23 protein-coding genes are annotated in these 22,546 nt (G+C 41.2%); 10 read left to right on the forward strand and 13 right to left on the reverse strand.

All coding sequences use genetic code 11. The features are described from left to right. Window positions 1-188 precede the first annotated feature (188 nt). The 4 genes from METVE_RS0106995 to METVE_RS0107010 form a co-directional block, all read right to left on the reverse strand. Complete coding sequence (locus tag METVE_RS0106995) at window positions 189-419, reverse strand: hypothetical protein (RefSeq protein WP_020167748.1); 231 nt, start codon at window positions 417-419, stop codon at window positions 189-191. A 199-nt stretch (window positions 420-618) separates the two neighbouring features. Next, on the reverse strand, window positions 619-1,395 hold the full coding sequence (locus METVE_RS0107000) for a secretin N-terminal domain-containing protein (RefSeq protein ID WP_232415555.1): 777 nt from the start codon (window positions 1,393-1,395) through the stop codon (window positions 619-621). Window positions 1,396-1,520: 125 nt separating this feature from the next. Next, window positions 1,521-2,015 (reverse strand): hypothetical protein, encoded by a 495-nt coding sequence (locus METVE_RS0107005; protein ID WP_232415423.1) that lies wholly within the window; start codon window positions 2,013-2,015, stop codon window positions 1,521-1,523. A gap of 45 nt (window positions 2,016-2,060) precedes the next feature. Beyond that, window positions 2,061-3,209, reverse strand: a complete 1,149-nt coding sequence (locus METVE_RS0107010) for a cupin domain-containing protein (RefSeq protein WP_020167751.1) — start codon at window positions 3,207-3,209, stop codon at window positions 2,061-2,063. 146 nt (window positions 3,210-3,355) lie between these two features. Between METVE_RS0107010 and METVE_RS0107015 the strand changes: the two genes are divergently transcribed. The 3 genes from METVE_RS0107015 (at window position 3,356) to METVE_RS0107025 (ending at window position 7,400) form a co-directional block, all read left to right on the forward strand. After that, window positions 3,356-5,524: a molybdopterin-containing oxidoreductase family protein gene (locus METVE_RS0107015; RefSeq protein ID WP_020167752.1), complete on the forward strand. Its 2,169-nt coding sequence runs from the start codon at window positions 3,356-3,358 to the stop codon at window positions 5,522-5,524. A 62-nt stretch (window positions 5,525-5,586) separates the two neighbouring features. Next, complete coding sequence (locus tag METVE_RS0107020; RefSeq protein WP_020167753.1) at window positions 5,587-6,354, forward strand: type I restriction enzyme HsdR N-terminal domain-containing protein; 768 nt, start codon at window positions 5,587-5,589, stop codon at window positions 6,352-6,354. Between the two features lie 383 nt (window positions 6,355-6,737). Beyond that, complete coding sequence (locus METVE_RS0107025) at window positions 6,738-7,400, forward strand: OmpA family protein (RefSeq protein WP_020167754.1); 663 nt, start codon at window positions 6,738-6,740, stop codon at window positions 7,398-7,400. Between the two features lie 124 nt (window positions 7,401-7,524). Here METVE_RS0107025 and METVE_RS0107030 read toward each other — a convergent pair whose 3' ends face one another. The 3 genes from METVE_RS0107030 to phoB all read right to left on the reverse strand — a co-directional run bounded on the left by METVE_RS0107030 (window position 7,525) and on the right by phoB (window position 10,583). Then, complete coding sequence (locus METVE_RS0107030) at window positions 7,525-8,271, reverse strand: hypothetical protein (RefSeq protein ID WP_020167755.1); 747 nt, start codon at window positions 8,269-8,271, stop codon at window positions 7,525-7,527. After that, window positions 8,268-9,632: a phosphate regulon sensor histidine kinase PhoR gene (gene phoR / locus METVE_RS0107035; RefSeq protein ID WP_020167756.1), complete on the reverse strand. Its 1,365-nt coding sequence runs from the start codon at window positions 9,630-9,632 to the stop codon at window positions 8,268-8,270. Before phoR ends, METVE_RS0107030 begins: the two co-directional genes overlap by 4 nt. Window positions 9,633-9,890: 258 nt before the next feature. Next, window positions 9,891-10,583 (reverse strand): phosphate regulon transcriptional regulator PhoB, encoded by a 693-nt coding sequence (gene phoB, locus METVE_RS0107040; RefSeq protein WP_020167757.1) that lies wholly within the window; start codon window positions 10,581-10,583, stop codon window positions 9,891-9,893. Between the two features lie 290 nt (window positions 10,584-10,873). On the opposite strand from phoB, the gene METVE_RS0107045 reads away from it, so the two are divergent. The 7 genes from METVE_RS0107045 (at window position 10,874) to METVE_RS0107080 (ending at window position 17,639) form a co-directional block, all read left to right on the forward strand. Further along, window positions 10,874-12,559 (forward strand): OFA family MFS transporter, encoded by a 1,686-nt coding sequence (locus tag METVE_RS0107045; RefSeq protein ID WP_020167758.1) that lies wholly within the window; start codon window positions 10,874-10,876, stop codon window positions 12,557-12,559. Between the two features lie 138 nt (window positions 12,560-12,697). Continuing rightward, window positions 12,698-13,147: a 6,7-dimethyl-8-ribityllumazine synthase gene (gene ribH, locus METVE_RS0107050; RefSeq protein WP_020167759.1), complete on the forward strand. Its 450-nt coding sequence runs from the start codon at window positions 12,698-12,700 to the stop codon at window positions 13,145-13,147. After that, window positions 13,144-13,641, forward strand: a complete 498-nt coding sequence (gene nusB, locus METVE_RS0107055) for a transcription antitermination factor NusB (protein ID WP_020167760.1) — start codon at window positions 13,144-13,146, stop codon at window positions 13,639-13,641. Before ribH ends, nusB begins: the two co-directional genes overlap by 4 nt. 216 nt (window positions 13,642-13,857) lie before the next feature. Beyond that, entirely contained in the window at window positions 13,858-14,121 is a 264-nt protein-coding gene (locus tag METVE_RS0107065; protein ID WP_020167762.1) for a hypothetical protein, read from the forward strand. Continuing rightward, window positions 14,118-14,945 (forward strand): Stp1/IreP family PP2C-type Ser/Thr phosphatase, encoded by an 828-nt coding sequence (locus METVE_RS0107070; protein ID WP_020167763.1) that lies wholly within the window; start codon window positions 14,118-14,120, stop codon window positions 14,943-14,945. Before METVE_RS0107065 ends, METVE_RS0107070 begins: the two co-directional genes overlap by 4 nt. Window positions 14,946-15,087: 142 nt before the next feature. After that, window positions 15,088-15,963, forward strand: coding sequence for an FHA domain-containing protein (locus tag METVE_RS0107075; RefSeq protein WP_020167764.1), 876 nt, complete (start codon window positions 15,088-15,090; stop codon window positions 15,961-15,963). 35 nt (window positions 15,964-15,998) lie between these two features. Then, entirely contained in the window at window positions 15,999-17,639 is a 1,641-nt protein-coding gene (locus METVE_RS0107080) for an HD family phosphohydrolase (protein WP_020167765.1), read from the forward strand. Window positions 17,640-17,674: 35 nt separating this feature from the next. Here METVE_RS0107080 and METVE_RS0107085 read toward each other — a convergent pair whose 3' ends face one another. The 6 genes from METVE_RS0107085 to METVE_RS0107110 form a co-directional block, all read right to left on the reverse strand. Continuing rightward, a complete protein-coding gene (locus METVE_RS0107085) occupies window positions 17,675-17,941 on the reverse strand; it encodes a (2Fe-2S) ferredoxin domain-containing protein (RefSeq protein WP_020167766.1) in 267 nt (88 codons plus the stop codon). Between the two features lie 46 nt (window positions 17,942-17,987). Then, window positions 17,988-18,722: a UDP-2,3-diacylglucosamine diphosphatase gene (locus tag METVE_RS0107090; RefSeq protein ID WP_020167767.1), complete on the reverse strand. Its 735-nt coding sequence runs from the start codon at window positions 18,720-18,722 to the stop codon at window positions 17,988-17,990. 92 nt (window positions 18,723-18,814) lie between these two features. Continuing rightward, the gene (locus METVE_RS0107095; protein ID WP_020167768.1) at window positions 18,815-19,306 is read right to left on the reverse strand and encodes a peptidylprolyl isomerase; all 492 of its coding nucleotides are present in this window, start codon (window positions 19,304-19,306) and stop codon (window positions 18,815-18,817) included. Between the two features lie 116 nt (window positions 19,307-19,422). Next, window positions 19,423-20,004 carry a peptidylprolyl isomerase gene (locus METVE_RS0107100; RefSeq protein ID WP_020167769.1) on the reverse strand — a complete coding sequence of 194 codons (582 nt, stop codon included), beginning with the start codon at window positions 20,002-20,004 and terminating at the stop codon, window positions 19,423-19,425. A 40-nt stretch (window positions 20,005-20,044) separates the two neighbouring features. Then, on the reverse strand, window positions 20,045-21,298 hold the full coding sequence (locus METVE_RS0107105; protein WP_020167770.1) for a L,D-transpeptidase family protein: 1,254 nt from the start codon (window positions 21,296-21,298) through the stop codon (window positions 20,045-20,047). Window positions 21,299-21,403: 105 nt separating this feature from the next. Then, window positions 21,404-22,405, reverse strand: a complete 1,002-nt coding sequence (locus METVE_RS0107110; protein ID WP_020167771.1) for a tetratricopeptide repeat protein — start codon at window positions 22,403-22,405, stop codon at window positions 21,404-21,406. Window positions 22,406-22,546 lie beyond the last annotated feature (141 nt).

A 22,546-nucleotide genomic window follows, 5' to 3' on the forward strand; every position in this document is an offset into this window, starting at 1 on the left:
GGGTTAACTCTGTTCGATTGGTTGTGATTTACTCACTTAATTGGACCTATTTTTAGTTTGAAATACATTCTGAAATTATTAAAAATAAAAAGATTCAACATAACAAAAAAGCCGACATTAAGTCGGCTTTTTTGTTATCTAGTCTTCACTAAAACCTAAAATTAATTAGGTTTTAACGATTAACTAAATTATGGTGCAGTTGCAGGAGCTGGCTCTGCTGGTGCGGCTTCAGCAGGAGCAGCTTCAGCTGGTGCGGCTTCAGCAGGAGCAGCTTCAACTGGAGTTTCAGCAGCTGGAGTTTCAGCGGCAGGAGCTTCAACAGCAGGAGCGTCAGTAACTGGAGCTTCTTCAGCAGGTTTTTGACCACAAGCAGTTAATGCAAGTGCTAATAATGCAGCTAATAGGGCAGAACGTGTCATTTATATATCCTTAACGAGAGTGTGTAGACTAAGAGTTTTAACCATTACGGTGGACCACCTAAGTCCGCCGGATGGAAAGAATTTTACCAGCAATTATAAAATATTCCACTAGATTTTTGAACTTAACCCGTTATTTGAAGAATAAAGGCGTTGATTTGCAACAATTTATGCTGTAAATCTCATTTAAATTGCAAAGTAACTATTCGACTTTGATGTTTATATTGCTATTTTGACTATTGGACGTTGATTGTAAGCCCAAAATTTTGCGACTTATTTCATCATTATTTTGCATTGTGCCGCCAATATTCACCCAATCACCTAGACCAACTCTAATGGTGGTTGTTAGCGATTCAAAATCAATAAACCCTTGATTATTTAATCGTGCGATGCGCGGCGTGATTTCCAGCTCAACTTGATTACCAATCGTACGTGGTCTTACCGCAAAACCAGTGGTCACTTCACGCCAATCGGTTAATCGGTCAATTTGTATATAACGCTTACTGAGGCTGATCCATTCCTGCGTAAAAGGCACAATTTGGCCATTGCTAATGTAAGCGCGCTCGCCATCGACCACATTAATAAACTGATTGTTGTTGCGAGAGGTGTTTGAAGTGCTGCGCTCAATGTCGATTCGCCCAGTATTCGGTGCTGCGCGTCTATCGTTAGAGATGATGACATTGCCTCTTCTAATCGTTCCGCTGGCTTCGGTTCTGTCTAACTGGCTGTCGATATTATTGCTATTGCTTACCGTAATTCTGCGGTTAACGCGCTCAGTATCTAAGGTCTCTATCATCGCCTCAATATTCCGCATGCGTTCTGACGATGCGCGCAAAATTAATTGGTTTTGCATACCAGTCGCTGTGCCATCTGCGCCGACCATTGGCGTAATAGTCGGCAATAAATCACTGGCAAAACGGTGTTGTAACGTGATGATTTTAAATTCAGTTTCGGCATGCGCAATCAAACTAATTATCATTAAACCAAACATTGCGAAAACTAAGCTTACATGGAGCAATCTAGTATTAAGTAATCTGGATTTTTTCAAGCATATTCCTTAAAAATAGCGGTTTAGATATATTCAAAAATTTAAACACACTCTAATCACAAGCCTAATTTGGTCACTGAAATCGTGTCAGCAGTTTCTGCTAACAATTCATCATATCGCAACAGCAAACTTGCTGTCGTTTCCACATCATTCAGCGCAAATTTAAAGCGCGCTTGGTCGATATGAAAGCGTCGGCAGTAATGTTTTTTATCGGCAATCACAAAGCAATCTTTGGCTATTTTGGCAAAGTCATTGGTTTCATACACGCGCATTTTATGCGCATAAATGCTTAATAAATCGAATAAACGCGGGCAGTTAACACTAAAAAACTGTGCATTTTGCAAAATAATAGTCAGCTCAGATTGTGCATTTTTGGCAAGAAAATGTTGAATCAACTCAAAACGTTTCAAGCTGGCGTAATCGCCTTTTTCAAAACTTTGGTCAAAGATCAACAAATGATTTTCGGCCTGCGCAATCACCAAATCCAGCGCTGCAACGTAACTGCGCTCACCTAGCATCACGCTATCGGCAATTAATTCTGTTTCATCCATCATCATTCCTGCAAAATTAATTTAAGCTTAATTAACTCAAAAAAACTATTCAAAGACAATAAAGCCAGCCAAATAATGTTCAAAAAACGTATCTGCAAGTGAGTTATGTAAGCTTTCTGTTACGTTATTTTTGTCTAAGTAACGATTATTGGCAAAGTCTTTCAGTGTTTCTATCAATGCATTTTCTACCAACAATTTTTCGCCATTTAAATAAAAGACATGATTGGTAAACAACAGTTGCGATTTTAAATCCAGCCGTAACGTTTTTTGTTGCAAACGCACCAGAAATTGCTTTTTACTTAACCCTTTCGCAGGTTCAAAAAACACGTCTGGCTTAGGTTCTGTTAAATACTTACCTAAAAAATCCGCTACATTATTTTTATCCCAAGTGATTTTTTGCAGCATATCGCTTACTTGGTCAATCATCGCATCGCCGATTTCAGCAGGATGTTTTTGCAACTGTAAATCTGGGTCAGAGTATAAATTTTGACTGTTTTTTAGGGTTAAGTCATCTTGCAGATAGCTTAAAAATTCATGCATCAACTCTTGTTCCTTAGGCGCGCGAAAACCAATGGAATACGTCATGCAATCTTCGCCCACGGCAGTGCCCAAATGGGCGATTTGTGGCGGCAGATAAAGCATATCGCCCGCTTCTAAAATCCATTCTTGCTCTGGCTCAAAGTTTTTCAGTATTTTTAGCGGCGCATTTTCAATCAAACTTAAGTCTGTTTGGCTGCTGATTTTCCAATTTCTACGTCCACTACCTTGTAGCAAAAATACATCATAACTATCTACATGCGCACCAATGCCGCCGCCGTCTGGCGCGTAACTTACCATTAAATCGTCTAATCTGGCATGCGGAATAAAATCAAATTGCGCCAATAGATCCGCCGCTTCTGGCAAATAATGATTCACGCTTTGTACTAATAATGTCCAATCTTTATTCGGTAATTTGCTGAAAGTCGCTTCATCAAAAGGACCATTCTTAACCAACCATTTGCCGCCTTTTATTTGCGCGATGCGCGATTGCACTTCATCTTCGCAAGCTAATCCAGCCAAATCATCTGGGCTTAATAATCCGGAAAAATTGGGAATCGCATTCTTGATTAGCAGCGGTTTTTTTTGCCAATATTCTGTTAAGAATTCGCTAGGTGCTAATCCGCCGAGTAAGGTTAATGCTTGGTTTTTTGCCATAAATAAAGTGTTAAGTAAGCCGATAAATAAGAGGTTAATTATGCCATTGCACTGCTATACAGATAGGTATATATTGATGCAAACACTATAAAATAAAAGACTTAAATTCAATAAGCAAAGTCCGTATCAATCTTGAGGAGTTGTATATGAATGCGCCAGTTGCCAAAGATTTAGCCAATAGTTTACAAGAGAATATAAGTGATTCTGGCACTAAAACCTTTCACGGCGGTTGTCCGCATGATTGCCCTGATACTTGCTCTATGGTTTATACGGTTAAAGATGACAAGCTTATTTCAGTAACTGGCAATAAAGAACACCCCATGACGCGCGGCGGTTTATGCGTCAAACTCAAAGATTACGAAAAACGCCATTATCATCCAGATCGCCTGCTTTATCCGATGAAAAGAACGGGTCCAAAAGGCAGCAAGCAATTCGAAAGAATCACTTGGGATGAAGCATTAGATACGATTGTAAATAAGTGGCAAGCCATCATTAAAGAAAATGGCCCGCGTGCGATTATGCCTGCCAGCTATCTGGGCAATCAAGGTTTGGTGCACGGTTTAAATGGAGGCGATGCTTTTTTTAATCGCCTTGGCGCAACGGTTACTGAGCGTACATTCTGTGGTGAAGGTTCATGTACCGCATGGCTATTGACTGTTGGGCCAACGGCTGGCGTAGATCCAGAAAGTTTTATTCACTCTAAATATATTGTTATCTGGGCATGTAACTCGGTTTCTACCAATTTGCATCACTGGCATATTATTCACGAAGCGCAGAAAAGTGGCGCAAAAGTCGTCGTGGTAGATTCTTATGCATCTAAAACCGCCAAATTAGCGGATTGGCATATTGCGCCAAAACCCGGCACAGATGGCGCATTGGCGATGGCGATGATGAATGTGATTATCGAAGAAGGTTTGGTCGACCAAGATTATGTTGATAATTACACCGTTGGCTATAAAGAATTAGCAGAGCGCGCCAAAACTCGCACGCCAGAATGGGCCGAAAGCATCACTGGTATTCCAGCAGAAGATATCCGTCAATTCGCTAGAGAATATGCCACTACGCCACCGGCTGCGATTCGTTTAGGCGTTGCTTTAGAACGCAGTTATGGCGGCAGTCAAGCCATTCGCGCTGTGACCTGTTTGCCTGCATTGATTGGCGCTTGGCGACATGTTGGCGGCGGCGCGCTGCAATTTCCTGTCTGGGAACATCCCTATAAATTCGATGTAATTTCGCGCCCTGATTTAATTCCAGAAGGCACACCAGTCGTGAATATTCTGCAACTTGGCCGTGTGTTAACGAACGAAATCAAACTAGATGTGCCGATTAAATCCATTATGGTTTGGAATACCAACCCAGTGACGCAATCGCCCGAAACTGACAAGATAGTTGCGGGTTTACAACGCGAAGATTTATTTACCATTGTGGCGGATCACTTTATTACCGATACCGCCGCCTATGCCGACATTGTGCTGCCAGCCACCATGGGCGCGGAGATGGAAGATATGATTCTTTCGTGGGGACATTTGTACTTGACCTACAACGCGAAATGCATAGATGCACCAGGTGAGGCAATTTCTAATAACGAGATTTTCCGCCGTTTGGCCAAGCGATTGGGTTTTGAAGAAGAAAACTTCAAATGGTCAGATTCTGAATGTTTGGAAAACTATGTTGCTTGGGATGCGCCAGCTTGTGATGGTATTGATTTAGCCTATTTGCGCGAGCATGGCTTTGCAAGGTTAAACGTAGGCACTAAAGACAACCGAGTACCGCACAAAGAAGGTAAATTTCCAACGCCAACAGGCAAATGTATGTTCTTGGTAGAAGGTGCAAAAAACTTTGTCGCAGGGCCTTTTAGACAAATGTACGAAGGCTTTCAGCCAAATGAAGATTTAGATTCTCTGCCCGATTACGTTGCCTCGCGTGAATCTGCAGACAGTAATCCAGCATTGGCTGCCAAATATCCCTTAAGTATTATTTCACCAAAAAGTCATGGCTTTTTAAACTCTTGCTACGCTAATGTGACCGAAAAGATCAAAGGGCAGGGTGAGCAGTTTGTGATGATTAATGCAGCCGATGCCGATATGCGTGGTATTAAAGACGGTGCAAAAGTGCGCGTGTTTAATGAACGTGGCGCGTTTGAAGGTGATGCACGCATAACCAAAGATGTGAATCCTGGGATTGTGGTGGCGACGCTTGGGTATTGGCGGCAGTTAAATAAGGGAACGGTGAATTGTATTAGTTCGGCGGAGTTTGGGGATATGGGGCATTCGACTACGTTTTCGGATAATTTGGTGCAGGTAGAGCTGGGGTGACTTGCAACTTTTAAAGTTTGCCCATTATTATAAACAGCGTTAAAACTCAAGGGGATTAAAGTATGGCGATTACAAAAAAAGTCAGTGACAGGATTAGTCTTAACCTTAAACGTTTTCAAACCATACTATCAGATGCAAAAAGTCGAGATATTAGTGAGTCAGATACTGTAGTCATTTTGGGGGACATGCTTGCTGAGCTTCTTGGCTATAAAAAATACATTGAAATTACCACTGAGTTTGCAATACGAGGCACGTATGTGGATTTGGCAGTAAAAGTAGGTAGTGATGTTAGATTTCTTATTGAAGCTAAAGCAATAAATGTTGACCTGAAAGACAATCATATTAAACAAGCCATTGATTATGGAGCTAATCATGGTATTGAATGGATTGTGCTAACTAATGGTGCGATATGGCAAGTTTACAAAATTCATTTTAGACAGCCAATTGATAAGTCCTTGATTTTTGAAGTGGACTTATTAAATACCAGTCCAAAAAACTCCCAACTCTTAGACTGCTTTGGTACTTTAAGTCGAGAAGGGTTTACCCAATCATCAATGACTGCGTTTTTTCAACAGCAACAGGCAACCAGTAAATTTTCATTAGCAGCTTTATTAACAAGTGAGAGTGTGTTGGCAGCGTTAAGGAAGGAGTTGAAAAAACTAAGCCCAACGATAAAAATTGATGATGATTTTTTGAAATTCACGTTGCAAAATGAAGTGTTAAAGCGTGAGCTTGTTGATAGTGACGAAGCAAAGGCCGCCTTAGAACTTATTAAAAAGGCTAATAAAATACAAGCAAAGCAAAAAGCCAAATTAATAGAAGCGCAATAAACCGTTGGGCTCAAACAGTCCTCGCTTAAAAACTCCCAACTTTTAATAGCAGCGCAGGCGCGGTAGCAGGGGAATTTAAAACCAACTAAAATTTAAGAGTTGAGCATTTGTTATGATTGTCATGGTGCGCGAAACTTCTATTTAGATACAAGTTAATTAAACAGTCTGTATTTACTTTTATTAACATCTTTTATTAAGCATTATTGGTAAACTATTTCTGTTAATGTGCGTTAATTAACAGAGGTTAAAATCTTTGTTAATGCATACTTTGCGTTAATTATTAACAGATTTTCTTAACGAGTTTTTTAGCTGAATTTATAATATTTTTGGCGGTGTTTTAAGTTTGCAGTTAATTTTATGTATTTCAAAAAAAGGAGAATAATATGCGTAATAATTTGATAGTCGGTTCTGTGTTGGTGGCTTTTGTGCTGGGAGGTTGCGCCAATATGAGTGAGACGCAAAAAGGCACGGCTAAAGGCGCTGGTATTGGTGCTGGTGTCGGCGCGGTTGTTGGTGCTATCGCAGGCAAAGGCAAGGGCGCGGCAATTGGCGCGGCTGTTGGTGCTGGTGTTGGTGCGGTGGCTGGTAACGTTTGGACTAAGCGTCAAGAAGAGCAAAAACGCCAAATGGAAGAGGCAACTGCTGGTACTGGTGTTGCGGTAACGCAAACTGCGGATAATCGTTTGAAATTAGATATTCCAAGTGATATTTCTTTTGCTGTTGGCCGTGCAGATATCCAGCCTAATTTTAGAACGGTCTTAAGTACTTTTGCGACTAGCTTGGCAACCACGCCAAATAGTAATGTCACGATTATCGGCCACACTGATAGTTCTGGTAGTGATGCGGTGAATAATCCGCTATCGTTAAACCGTGCCGCAAGTGTGCGCGATTATTTGGCTGATAGAGGTGTGGCTTCAAGCCGCATTGCGATTGAAGGCCGTGGCTCACGTGAGCCGATTGCGGCAAATGATACTGCTGCAAATAAAGCAAAAAATCGTCGCGTAGAGATTTTTGTAGCAGAGCCAGCACCTGCGCCAGCTCAATAATTAGTTGGTTTAAAAGTTAACCAATTTATTAGGTTAAGTATTGAATAAAAAAGGGCTGAAAAGCTCTTTTTTATTGTCTAAAATTTGTTGATTTAAGTATTCTATAACGCTGTACTTAACACATTTAAAACGGTAAAAAAACGGCGGTTGCAATGCTTTGCATCACGCGCGAAATCATGCGTTGTGATTTCTCTGCCAAACTTATCGCGTATAAATCGGTGCGACCGATCATTTTGCCAAACTCGCGTTCAAAACTTAAATTGTGGTCATTTATATTGATTTCATTGCTCAATAAATACAAGTGCCCGCTTAAATCGCGACTGGTGGATAACTTCCATGCGGCGATTTCAATATTGCGCGCCACATTGTAAATGCTCTGCGGGTCAATGCTATCGGTGAGATAAAATTCCAACTTATCGCCATGCGCTTTTAGCAACATGGTTTGTAATCCGACAATAAAAGGCAACACGCGATCTCCTTGATAATTGGCATTAAAGGCTAAGAAAATCGCATCTGTACCTTGTTTATTGTCGATGGCTTTAAATTTGTAGTGATGTTGCGACTCGCCATCAAACACCCAATCCACCATTTTATTCACTGGGTCAGATGTGCTTTTTGCCAGTTCATGCGGATTGCGCTTATACAATTTGGTCATTAATCTACGCAAACTTTGCGAATTTTCATATAGCTCTACATCTGCCATACGGTCAAAGTCATTTTTGATTAATTGGTTGGCAGAGCTTCTATCGCCACGTTCGGGAATGAGTTTTTCATCTTTGGATAAATGAGTCGCACAGGCGCAAATCATACTGCATAAAATTGATACGCCCAGAATGCGTGAATTAAGCATGCGCCAATAAACGCGTTTCACGCAATAGACTCAACTTGTTTAATCACAACGCAGGCTTTGGGGAAAACAATGCTAAATGTGCTGCCAACGCCTGCTTCACTTTCAATCTCTAGCCTTGCGTGATGGCGGCTGAGAATGTGTTTCACAATCGCCAAGCCCAAACCTGTGCCGCCAGTTTCGCGGCTGCGGCTGCGGTCTACGCGATAAAAACGTTCGGTTAATCGGTCAATATGTTGCTGTTCGATGCCAATGCCAGTATCGCGCACGCTAAATACTGCCAGATCGTCGCGTAATTTCCAGCCGATAAAAATATCGCCGCCAGCCGGCGTGTAGCGAATAGCGTTGCTGGTTAAGTTGCTGAGTGCGCTATAAAGTTCTTCTTGTGCGCCTTTGATATGCAGGTTTTTATCCATATCCAAATGCACATGATGACGCGCTTTACTGAGGCTCTTGCTCAAATTATTGGCATCATTTTGTATCTGATTCAGCAGTTTCGGCATATCAATTTCACTGTCATCTGGGCTTTGCACATTGCTTTCAATAGTCGATAAGGTCAACAAATCTTCAATAATGCGGCGCATACGGCTGGTTTGATCCATCATCATGCCGAAATAATTTTTCAAACTCGCCGGCACCGCGCCATCCATATCGGCAATGGTTTCTAAAAAACCACCTACCACTGTTAATGGCGTGCGCAATTCGTGCGATACATTGGCGATAAAATCGCGGCGCATGATGTCAGTTTTTTCAAGCGCAGTGACATCACGGCAAATAAGCAGTTTTTGTTTAGAGCCAAACGGAATTAACTGAATTTCAAGTGTGATTTCTGGATTGCGCCATGACTTTAATTTAATTGGCTCTAGTTTGATGGGATTTATCTGTGAGGCGTTAGATTCGCCTTGTTCATGCGCTTGTAAATAGTCGACAAAATCACTGTGACGGACTAAATAGCTGATGGGTTGATTTTGATCATGCCTCAAATTTAAACCCAATTGGTTTTCAGCCGGTGGGTTGCACCATTCAATTTCGTTATCACTATTCAGCACAACAACACCATCTGGCAGCGCACTGGCGGCATGTCTAAAGCGCTCTAAAGTAGAGCTTAACTGAGTTTGGCTGCGGGAATTTTTGCGGTGTTCTTGGTATAGCGATGCAAAGATATCTTCCCAAATGCCAGTGCCATTGGGCATGTGGCTAAGAACAGGTTTTTGTAGCCAAATATGCAGGCGATGTAGCCAGTAAAGATGGCTGATGAGATAGATCAATAAACCAGCACTGAAGACAATTAGCGCAATAGTCGCGTCAACCGCTGCCCAAGTAATCAGACAGACTACGCTTAAAATTAATCCTAACCAAAACGCGTTCCAACGAATATCTTGCACAGTTGCTCACTATCGATTGAGTTTGCTTATTATAACGAGCTTTTTCGCCGCTTCAACTTTACGTCACTTAACTTTAAGACATCTGACTTTTAAGCCATTCAACTTTAGGCGTAAACAATCAACAAGGTTGATTGTTTAAAAATTGCGTTAAATAAAGGGTTAAGTATGAAAGTTAACCATAAATTACGGGTTTAATTTAAGCAGTTAATCTTCAAATGGGCGAGTTAATTCGCTACGAAATTAGTTTGCTTGAGAAAGCTAATTAGCTTGAGAAGACAAGCGATAACCAGAACCACGTACGGTTTGAATTAAATCTTGATGGCCAGAAGCAGCTAACGCATTGCGTAAACGGCGAATATGTACATCCACTGTGCGATCTTCTACAAATACGCGGTCGCCCCACACTTTGTCTAACAATTGGCTGCGTGTGTGAACGCGTTCTGCATTGCTCATAAAATAATGCAGCAATCTGAATTCGGTTGGCCCTAAATCGATATTGGCGGTATTGCCAGTTACGCGGTGCGTAGTTGGGTCTAATAATAAGCCTTGAATCTCAATCGGATCATCCGTCATTTGTGGCGCACGGCGGCGTAATACCGCTTTAATGCGTGCATTCAATTCGCGCGGGCTAAATGGTTTGGTCACATAATCATCCGCGCCGACTTCTAAACCGCGCACTTTATCGTATTCATCGCCACGTGCAGTTAACATAATAATCGGGATAGATTTGGTGAGGCTGTCAGACTTCAAGCGGCGCGCATATTCGATGCCGCTCATACCTGGCAACATCCAATCAAGTAAAATCAAATCTGGCATCGTTTCGCGTAACAACTCTTGTGCATGCTCTACTGATAACGCGCGCAGGGCATTGTGGCCAGCTTGGGTAATGTTAAGCGCAAGCAATTCTTGTATCGCTGGTTCGTCTTCTATCACTAAAATATTTGCAGGCATTCTTTCGTTCCAATCACTTTGTTTTGATTCTTACTATTGATGTAGATTTAGACAACGATGCTATTTTGTGACTTTAATATGACAGATTAATGACAAATTTTAAATGTTTTTTTGACGGGGGAAATAGATATTTGAACGGCAATTGCCATTTTTGTTAATTTGTAACATTATGTAACACCGCGTTAAATACAGCATTAAATAATCGTTAACACAAAATAAAAGACAGCAAGTATTCAGCAGACATTACATTAAATATCGCATCAAGTATTGCATCTAATTTAGGGGTTAGTATGGCCGATTTTTTATCAAAAGAACACATTACCGCAAATGCCAATTTTAATCGCTGGCTGGTGCCGCCAGCTGCATTGGCTGTGCATTTATCCATTGGCATGGCGTATGGGTTCAGTGTGTTTTGGAAACCACTCGGCAATGCTTTAATGGGTGCAGATGGTAAGCCACTTGCAGCTTGCGCAGCGGGCGCAACAAATTTTAGCGAGAAATTAGCCGGTACCGCAAAAGCTTTATTCGCTACTGATTGCAATTGGACGCAGTTTGACTTGGGCTGGATGTATACCTTGTTTTTTGTGTTATTAGGCTGCTCCGCCGCATTGTGGGGCGGATGGTTGGAGCGCGCTGGTCCGCGTAAAGCAGGCTTGGTATCCACATTATGTTGGTGTGGCGGTTTGCTGATTTCGGCTTATGGCGTTTATACGCACCAATTATGGTTAATGTGGCTGGGCAGCGGGGTAATTGGTGGAATTGGGCTGGGTTTGGGCTATATTTCGCCTGTTTCTACGTTAATCAAATGGTTTCCTGATAGGCGCGGCATGGCTACGGGCATGGCGATTATGGGTTTTGGTGGCGGAGCGATGATTGGTTCGCCACTCGCCACAAGATTAATGGCATATTTCGCCACGCCATCTAGTGTCGGCGTGTGGCAAACTTTTGTCGCATTGGCGGTTATTTATTCGGTATTTATGTTGTGCGGCAGTTTGGGTTATCGCGTGCCGCCAACGGGTTGGAAGCCAGCAAACTGGACGCCACCAGCGACGCAAAACAACAGCATGATTGCAACACGCCATGTGCATTTAGACAAAGCGCACAAAACGCCGCAATTTTGGCTGCTGTGGTTAGTGTTGTGTATGAATGTTTCTGCTGGAATTGGCATTATTGGTGCCGCCGCACCAATGCTGCAAGAAACCTTTGGTGGCGCGCTGATTGGACAATTCGACGCTGCACATCAACCTATCGGTTTCGCCGAGATTAAAAAAGATGAATCTATGACAGCCGCCGCAGCGGCTGTCGGTGCGGGTTTTGTCGGACTTATTTCATTGTTTAATATTTTTGGGCGCATTGGTTGGGCAAGCGCATCGGATAAACTGGGCCGCAAACGCACTTATTTTATATTTTTCATACTAGGCGCAGCGCTATATTGCACCGCTACTTATGTGGCTGGCTTTAAATCGCTGGCTTTATTCGTAGCAAGTTTTTGTGTGATTGCATCGATGTACGGCGGCGGTTTTTCTACGATTCCTGCCTATTTAGCCGATATGTTCGGCACGCAGTTTGTCGGCGCCATTCATGGACGTTTGCTCACAGCATGGTCAACCGCAGGTATTTTAGGGCCAGTGGTGGTTAACTATATGCACGATACGCGCTTAGAGTCTGGCGTACCGTTTGACCAAATTTACGCGCCGATATTCTTGGTATTAGCAAGCTTGCTGGTAGTGGGCTTTATTGCTAACTTATTGGTTAAGCCAGTGGATAATCGATATTTTATGACAGATGCCGAATTGGAAGCAGAGCGTAAAATAAGCCATGAAAAATCTTTAAAAAATACAGCCAGTACCATCGTAATCGCATCTGCTGAAAAGCAAAGCTCTCTGTTAGTGAAGCTGGCATGGCCTGCGGTGTTGATTCCAATTAGTTATGGCATTTGGAGTACAGTACAAAAAGCGTGGGTATTATTTTCTTAAGTATATTTTTCTTACTATATCTTTCTTGAACGCATTTGAAATCAATGCTGATAAAAGTAAAGATTATGGACAAAGCTGACGATTTGTGTCACCCAAGATAAGGTAAAATAGACGTTTTAGGCATGAAGTGAGAATAACTTGGATAAAATTAAGATTGATTTAGACGGCACAGGCAAAAAAATCGGCATTGTACTTTCACGTTTTAACAGCAATATTGGTGATGGTTTATTAACGGCTTGTCATGCGGAACTTTTAAAATTAGGTGTGCTGGCAGAAGATATTCGTATTGCCACTGTGCCTGGTGCTTTAGAAGCGCCGCTGATTTTGCAGCACATGGCTTTAAGTGAACGTTTTGATGCGCTGATTGCTTTAGGCGCAATTATTCGCGGTGAAACTTATCACTTTGAAGTGGTTTCTAACGAGTCTGCACGCGGTATTTCAGAGGTTCAGTTAAACACCGGCATCCCTGTGGCGAATGCAGTATTAACTACCGAAGATGACGATCAAGCCATTGCCCGTATGCAGATTAAAGGAGCCGAAGCCGCACAAGTGGCGATTGAAATGGCTAATTTGGTACATGCGTTATGATTATCCCAAAGGCTGATGCTATTCAAGAAACGAAGAGCGAAGCACCAATTAAAGCAGCCAAAAAACCACGAACCAGTCAAAATCGCCGTAAATCGCGCGAGCTAGTTTTAAAAGCGGTTTACCGTGGCATGATTAATGCTTCTGAGTTAAAGCAAATTATTGCTGATGCCAAAGAAGATCCGGAATATGGCAAAGCAGATGAAGCCTATTTTAGGCATTTGCTAGAAGGCGTAACGAGTAAAATAGAAGAGTTAGACAGCCAAGTGGCCGCATTCATCGATAGAAAAATTGAAGAGTTAAGCCCAGTAGAACACGCGATTTTACGTATTTCTTCATTCGAGTTGATGTTCGATAGCACGATTCCTTATCGTGTAGCGATTAACGAAGGTGTGGAATTAGCTAAATTGTATGGCGGCGCAGATGGACATAAATACATCAATGGCGTTTTAGATAAAGTAGCAGCAGCAGTAAGGCCGCAAGAATTTAGACGATAGTTGCTCGATTTGCGCGAATTTTCCACTGTTGTTTTAATTGACTATTTCTTTTTAGCTTTAATTTAAGTTCTGATTTAGCTAACTTAACCCGAGTTTTTGTTTTAAAAATATTTGTTTTTTGATTTAAAAATATTGGCATAAAAATGTTGTTAAGTCCTGACAACATTTTTAACTTGCGATTGATAGCTCGCGGTGAGAGGTTAAAGTTTGTTAAAAATGCATTGGAAATCCGACTGGTTATTTGCCAGTGCAGTATCACTTGCCTTCTTATTGGCAAGCGGTAGCGATGCATTACAAAGCTTAGAGCGTAAAGCGTTTGATCGGGGTGCTAGTGCCGTGCAACGCGATGCCGGCTTAGCTTATATCAATAAAATCGCAGCACTTGTCACACAATCCGCCGCACTCAATACCACCCCAGAATCTGCTGAATTAAATGTCGATGAATTAAAGAAGTTTGTGGTTAAGGCTGTGAAGGTATGAACGTAGAACAGGCAATTAAAATTGCGCGATTGACCGATGTCGGATTACATCGCGACCATAATGAAGATGCGGTTGCCAGTGATTTATCCATCGGTTTATTAGTGTTAGCTGATGGCATGGGCGGATATAAAGCTGGTGAAGTAGCCAGTGAAATTGCAGTATTAACCTTGACTGCAGAGATCACAGAGGCGATGCTGCATAAAGCATCAGTGAGATTGATGCCAGGCTTATTACCAGAGTCACAAATGTTGATTGATGCGATTGAAAGCGCTAATGCAGCCATCTATCAAATATCTCAAGAGCAACCACAATGCGCGGGTATGGGCACGACATTGGTGGTGGGTATTTTTACCGATAATAAGTTGGTGGTTGGCCATATCGGTGATTCGCGTTTGTATTGTCTGCGTCAAGAAACGTTGATTCAAGTCACTGAAGACCATTCATTATTACAAGAGCAACTCAACTCAGGTTTGATTACAGCAGAGCAAGCAAAAACAGCCAGCCACAAAAATCTAGTCACGCGTGCTTTGGGTATAGACCCAGAAGTTGAGCCAGAGGTACAAGCGTTTGATGTGCAAGTAGGCGATATATTTTTGCTGTGTTCTGATGGGTTAACCGATTTGGTTGAAGATGAATTGATACAAAAAATCTTGCTATATTCGAATGGAAATATTGAATTTGCGGCGAACAAATTAGTGCAAGTCGCTAATGAAATGGGTGGAACAGATAATATTTCGGTTGTGTTGGCGTTGATAGAAAAGCCTTTTCCGAGTGAAGGTGGTTGGGTAAAAAATCTGTTTGGACGCGTGAAAAATAAAAGGTGAATGCATTAGAATGATTGAATAAATTTAAGTGAAATTACTTGTTAATCAGTAATCTGCATATGTTAGAAATTAGGTTAGTTAATAGTTAGTTTGATTAGTACTTAGTACGACAACGGCTAGTTAGTTAAAATTAAGGGTCATTATGGCAAAGCTATTTTTTTTGTTAGACGGTAATTCGATGGGCGAATTTGCGCTGGATCAAGAGCGCATTACGATAGGCCGTCGTCCTAGCAATCAAATCCACATCGATAATTTGGCCGTTAGTGGTGAACACGCGGTTATCGTCACTATTGGCAACGATTCATTTTTAGAAGATTTGAACAGCACCAACGGCACAATGGTGAACGGTGAATCGATCAAAAAACACGTGCTACAACATGATGATGTGATTGAGTTTGGCAAATATCAGCTTAAATATGTTAATGAAAACCAAACTGGCACAACGCATCATGACGGTTTTGAAAAAACCATGATGTTAATGCCTAGCAAACAGCCCAAACCCATTAGAGACAAATCCGTTGCAGAAATAGCCGCGATTAAGCAAGAGTTGGCTGATGAGGATATTGTTGAAAAAGGTTTGAATGAACAAAGCGTTGAAGAAAAAAAATTAGAAGAAACTGTATTACAAAATGACAGTTCACTTGTGGCAGAATCAAATGTTGATGCTGATAAACAAATAGCGGATGAGTCTGTTGTAGATAAATCAGCAGCAGAAAATCCTATCACGCAACCTAATCCAGCATTTGTGCCGAGCATTGAAATTGCGCGTTTACAAGTGTTAAATGGCGCCAGTGCAGGGCGTGAATTAGTATTGAATAAAACCATGACAACATTGGGCAAGCCCGGCTCACAAGTCGCAGTGATCAATAAGCGGCCTAATGGTTATTTTATTACGCATGTCGGCGGCAATAGTTTGCCAATGGTCAATGGTCAGACAATCGGTTTGCAAGCGCACGCTTTAAATAATCACGATGTGGTTGAATTGGCTGGTACAAGAATGGAATTTTTCCTAGAATAATTTTGCACATCGACTAAAACGATAACAAAATTACGATGCAACAATCTGATCTGCTTTACCAACAAGATGGATTTAGTCAGCTCGAACGGCTTAACTCTATTGGCGTTGCGCTTTCCGCCGAACACGACAATAAACGCTTGCTGGAGATTATTTTATTAGGCGCCAAAGAGTTGACCAATGCGGACGGCGGTACTTTGTACACCGTTACCGATGACTCGCAGTTGAAGTTTGAGATTCTACGTAGTAAAAGTTTAGACATCGCCATGGGCGGCACTACGGGGCAAGATATCCCTTTCCCGCCATTGCCGATTTATGGGGAAGATGGCAAACCAAATCTCACGATGGTCGCCGTATATAGTGTTGCCAATGCCAAAACGGTGAATATTCCCGATGCTTATTTGACTGAAGGTTTCGATTTCTCAGGCACTGCGCGTTTTGATGCAAAAATGGGCTATCGCTCACAATCGTTTCTGACCGTTCCGATGAAAAATCATGAGAATGAAATCATTGGCGTATTGCAGCTCATCAATGCGATTGATCCGCGCACTAATCAGATTATTGCCTTTTCAGATTCACATCAGCGTTTAGTTGAATCGCTGGCCTCACAGGCCGCAGTTGCTTTAACCAATCAAAATTTAATCGTTGGGCTTAAAAATTTATTCGAGTCTTTTATTAAGTTAATTGCCGATGCGATTGACGAAAAATCTCCATATACAGGCGGACATTGTCAGCGCGTACCTGAGTTAACCATGATGCTAGCTGAAGCTGCGATTAAAACAAATACTGGCCCACTGCGCGATTTTACGATGAGCGAAAAAGAGATTTATGAGCTCAAGATTGCGGCTTGGTTACACGATTGCGGCAAAGTTACTACGCCAGAATCTGTAATGGATAAAGCGACTAAATTAGAAACCACTTTTGACCGTATTCATTTGATTGATCAACGTTTTGAGTTGCTCAAAACCCAGCGTGAAAATGCGTATTTACGCAAAGCAATGAATGATGTGCAAAGCGGTAAATCAGTGAGTGCCAAATACATCGAACACAACATCAATGTCATCAAAAAACAGTTGGACGACGATAAAAACTTTATTCGTAAGATTAATTTTGGCAGCGAATTTATGCAGCCAGAAGATCAACAGCGCGTGCGCGATATAGCACATTATGAATATTTGAGTGACTCAGGACATTCGCTAAAATTCTTGAGCGAAAACGAAGTGTATAACCTGACGATTGTGCGCGGCACGTTAACGCCGGAAGAACGCAAGATTATCAATAATCATATTGTAGTGACCATCAATATGCTGGAGGCCTTGCCTTATCCTAAAGACTTAAAACGCGTGCCTGAATATGCAGGCGGACATCACGAGCGCATGGATGGAAAAGGCTATCCAAAAGGATTAACGCGCGAACAAATGTCGATTCCTGCACGCATGATGGGGATTGCAGATATTTTTGAGGCGCTGACTTCTAAAGACAGACCTTATAAACGTGCAAAATCACTTTCTGAAACCTTAACTATTTTAGGTAATATGAAGTTGGAAAATCATATTGACCCTGATATTTTTGATTTATTTATTCGCGAAAAAATCTACTTAAAATATGCAGAAAGGTTTTTAGAATCAGCACAGATTGATGAAGTAATCGAAGCGAATATTCCAGGATATTCAAGTTAAATACTTAGTAAAGTTAACACTAAAAAACCGCTAAATTAGACGATAAATTTTTTAGCGGTTTCTATTAAGTCGTCTAGTTTTCCCATTGAAACTGCATGAAAAAACGGTCCGTTTGGCACCAAGCGTACATTGGGTCCAATCTGACAAAATCCTAAACAAGGTGATTCTTCAACAGCCATCGCCAGCGAATTTTGCTGTATTTGTTGGGTTAACTCAGTGAGTAATTCTTTGCTGCCACGTGCCGCGCAGGATGGATTGTTAGGATTGGCGCGAAAATTCGTACACACTAATATTTTCTTCATTTTAATCTCAGCGTATCGTGCAATTATGCCGCGATAGGTTTAGCCCCTATAACTGCTGCGATTGGCAGCCATTCGCATCCAGCCTTAAATAGCTACCTTGCTCATACCAATCCCCCAATACCCAGCGCACACATTTATGTCCATCTACCTCAATAGCATGTTGATGCGGCCTGTGCGTATGACCATGAATAAACAAAGGCGGATAAGCATTTTCTCGCAATAGCGTGATCACTGCATCTGCATTGACGTCCATAATCGACATGCTTTTATGGGATTTTTCTTGCGCACTTTTAATACGCAAATCTTCAATATAAGCAATGCGATTATTTAAAGGCTGACTTAAAAAGTGGTTTTGCCACGTGGCAGAACGCACTTGTTGTCTAAATTGCTGATAAGCGACATCATCTGTGCATAACTCGTCACCGTGACTCAATAAAACGGGTTTTCCATAAAGATGCAGCAAAGCAGGGTCAGCTAACAGGGTGATATTGGCGGCTTTTGCAAAGTCATCGCCGAGTAAAAAATCACGATTCCCATGCATCAAAAAAGTGTCTACACCTTGCAAACTCAGCTTTTTCAGTGCGTTGATTGTGGTGCGATGTAAGCCAGTTTCAATTGCATCATCACCTGGCCAATACTCAAACAAATCGCCCAATATATACAGCGCTTGGGCTTTTATTGCCGTTTTTTGCAAAAAGGCAATAAAAGCTTGAGTAATATTGGGCCGCGAATCACATAGATGCAAATCAGAAATAAATAAGCTGTGTGCTTGTTGGTTCATTTAATCAATCATTATTAAAAAGAATGTGTTTGAATAAATGAATCAATTTGAAACTATTCTGATTAAATGTATTGAGCTAAAAGATAACCGTCTTAAATAACAGTCGCTTTTTCGATAATCACAGACTCAACAGGCACATCTTGATGACCGCCTTTGCTGGCTGTTTTCACTACTCTAATCTTATCGACCACATCCATGCCTTCAACTACTTTGCCAAATACACAGTAGCCCCAGCCGCTGGAAGTTGGCGCGGTGTGGTTTAAAAAGTCATTATCGCCAACGTTAATAAAAAACTGGCTGCTGGCAGAATCAGGAACAGAAGTACGCGCCATCGCAATTGTGTATTTGTCATTCGTTAAGCCGTTATCTGCTTCATTCTTAATTTCAGCAACCGTCTTTTTTTGTTTCATGTTGGTATCAAAACCACCACCTTGAATCATAAAGCCGTTAATCACGCGATGAAAAATTACATCGGTGTAAAAACCGCTTTCAACATATTGTAAGAAATTGGCGACAGTTATTGGTGCTTTTTCAGCATTAAGTTCAAGCGTAATATCGCCAAAATTGGTAATCAATTTAACCACGGGTAAATCCTTTTAAAAAATAATGAATGAGTTTGAATAAATAAAAACTGACTGGTAATCAAACCAGTCATCTGCTTAGATTTAAGATTTTGCTTAATATTTTTACTGATATTTTATTAGCGTTTCGGTTCAGCTTTGACTTCTGGCTCTGCTTTAGTTTCGGCTGAAAGCAGTTTTGCACTTTTAATAGTAATGGGTTTAATTGGCACATCAGAGTGTCTGCCCATATTGCCAGTCGCACTTAACCCAATTTTTTGCACAACTTCTAAACCGCTAGTGACTTTGCCAAATACGCAGTAGCCAATCGATTCAGCATCTGGGCCAGTGTAATTTAAAAACTGGTTATTACCCAGATTTACAAAAAACTGTGCCGTGGCAGAATCAGGATCTGCAGTGCGTGCCATTGCGAGCGTACCAAGTTCGTTCAATAAGCCATTGTTTGCTTCATTTACAATAGGTCCACGTGTACTTTTTTCAGATAAATCACGCTCAAAACCACCACCTTGAATCATAAAGCGATTAATCACGCGGTGAAAAATCGTATTGTCATAAAAACCATCTTTCACATATTGCACAAAGTTTGCCACCGTTTTGGGCGCTTTTTCAGGATAAAGCTCAACCGTAAAATTGCCTTGGCTGGTTTGAAATTCGACTAGGGTTGTAGCTGCTTGTAAATTGCTAGATAGCGCAGCAAACATGCATATTGCGCTAAAAAAATTGAATATTGTTTTCATGCTTTTAGATTGCACCTTCATAAATAATTTTCCATTGATTGTTTTGATTGATCCAATATTGACGTTTCAGCATTTTATTTTGCAGCGTAGCGCTTTTAAAATCCTGCTCAAAATTAACCACCACAATATTTTCTTTCAGATTTGGGTAGCTAAACATGCTTACTTTATCAATATTAATCGATACTTTGGGTTTGGCAGATTGTACAACACGTTTGTAGTCAGCCCATTTTTGATAATTGCCGTCACTATAGAAAAATTGCTCAGAATAATGACTTAAGTATTTATCTGCATTTTGAGAAACCCAGTCTTTACGCCAATCCTCAATCGATTCACTCAAACTTTTTTGTTCGTTCGATTGGAAGTCAGACTTAGTTGGATTTAACCATTCGATATTATCAGAAATAATCACAGGCACTTTACCAGTTTGTAAAATAGGCGCTAGCGAACTCAAATCTGGATTACTCAATACAACGCAGCCATCACTTGCACGCGGCGGACGGCTGTAAGTATTGGTTGGCGTACCGTGTAGCCAAATGCCATAGCCATTTTTATTCTGATGCTGATCTAATTCATTCGGATAATTGAGCGGATACGCGCCTGAACCATACATGTCGGCTAACGGTTGGGTTAATTTTTTGCCAGCAAAATAAACGCCCAACGGTGTGCGTTTGTCGCCTTGCGCTTGTTTTCCTGCGCCATTTTTGCCAATAGTCACGTAGTAATCGGCGACATATTGCAATTTATTATCTGCATTTTTGTAGACGTACAAACGCGATTTTACTGTGTCCACCACAATAACGTGTGTTTGTTCTGGGCTAAGCTTAACTAAAAGATTAGGTATTTGATGATTCTTCTTATCCGACAAATAGTAGTCGATTCGTGTGCGCGCTTCTTGGCGCAAGCCCTCGATTTGATCGCTATTCGTTTTAGAAGCAAGCGCTAAATTCGCATTGCCCAAGCTTTCTAGCCCACGTCCTTGCGCGCTTAATAAATCGCCACGTATCAAATAAGCTAGTTTGAAATTTGGCGCCGTGCAAATCAGCTCGTTAATCGTTGCAAACGCTTGTTTTGTATTGCCTTGCGTAATTTCTAACAAACTTTTAACCAGCAGGCTTTCTACTAGAGATTTGCCAAATTTCTGATTGAGCAGCAAATCCGCCATACTGCCATGATTCACAGCTGTCGCGTTCCACGGCAATATTGCGCAACATACAACGGCGATAATTTTTAAAAACTTTAATTTTAAATTGATAACCATCTCAATTTCAATGTTTCCTATAGCCTAAGCCAATAACCAATTGTTTAAACATGTTTATTCAATATAATCTACAAAATCAAACTTAAGTTTAGTCTGACTTAACCATTAATTTGATGCAATTTCTTGATCAATCAACCAAATGCCATTGGCTTTTTTAAGCAATAAAGTTTTATCGGTACGAATCGGTTTTCCGTTTGCCTTATAAGTTTGTTTAAAAGTCGCTTTTGCATTATTGCTATCAATAATCGTCACTTTTTCATTCTCTAATTCCACGTTAATACTACTCGGTTTGCTAATACGTTCGCGGCGCGATTGTTCCCACGCTTTACGATTCTCACCCTTTGGTGGTTTAAAGCTAGTCGCATAGCTGGCTAAGTATTTATCCACATCTTGGCTAGACCAAGCTTTTGCCCAACTGTTAACTGCATCTGAAACATTTTTTTCGTCATCAGAAGTTGCAACTTCAACGGATTTATCTATTTCAGCTGGTTTAACTGACTCTACTTTTTTGTCTGCCGGGCGAATTGGCATTGTGCCAGATTTAGTCGGTTTCGCCGTTTCAGTCGGTTTCATCGCCACTTTATTGCCTGTGCCGAATAGATCTTTAATCAGCGACAATTTGCTTTGAGCACGCGTATTGCCGTTGTCTAGTTGCAAGGCTTTGTCATAAGCTTCTGACGCCATACGCGCATAAATATCGCCTAGATTCTCATGCGCCGTTGCGTAGCTTGGATGTGTTTTTATGGCTGTTTCCAAGGCTTTTTTTGCTTTGTCATATTGCCCAGCATCGGCGTATAAAACTGCCAGATTATTGTAAGGCTCTGGCAAATTTGGATATTTTTCAGTTAAATCAGTAAAAGCTTTAATTGCATCATCGCGTTTGCCACTTTCTACCAGAATAATACCTTTCATAAACAAGGCTTGAGGATCTTTCGGATTGGCAACCAAATAAGCGTTCACACGCTCTAACGCTGCCGCTTGTTGGCCTTGATCAGACAGTTGAGAAATATCTTTGAGCTCATCCGCAAACGCATAAGATGCTGCAAAACTAAACGCGAATAAAAATTGAACGACTAGTTTATATAGCGAGCGGCTGCGAATATTCATTGTGATATACTCAAATTCGTTAATTAAAACGCCATTCTATCAATAGCCTAGCCAACATCCAATAGCCCATTTAGCTTAGACAGGTGATTAGTTGGTTTTTAATGCAAATTATTGAAAATTTAATCTTAAAACGCTCATTTC

The organism is Methylotenera versatilis 79, assembly GCF_000384375.1.
GTDB classification, from domain to species: Bacteria; Pseudomonadota; Gammaproteobacteria; order Burkholderiales; family Methylophilaceae; genus Methylotenera_A; species Methylotenera_A versatilis_B.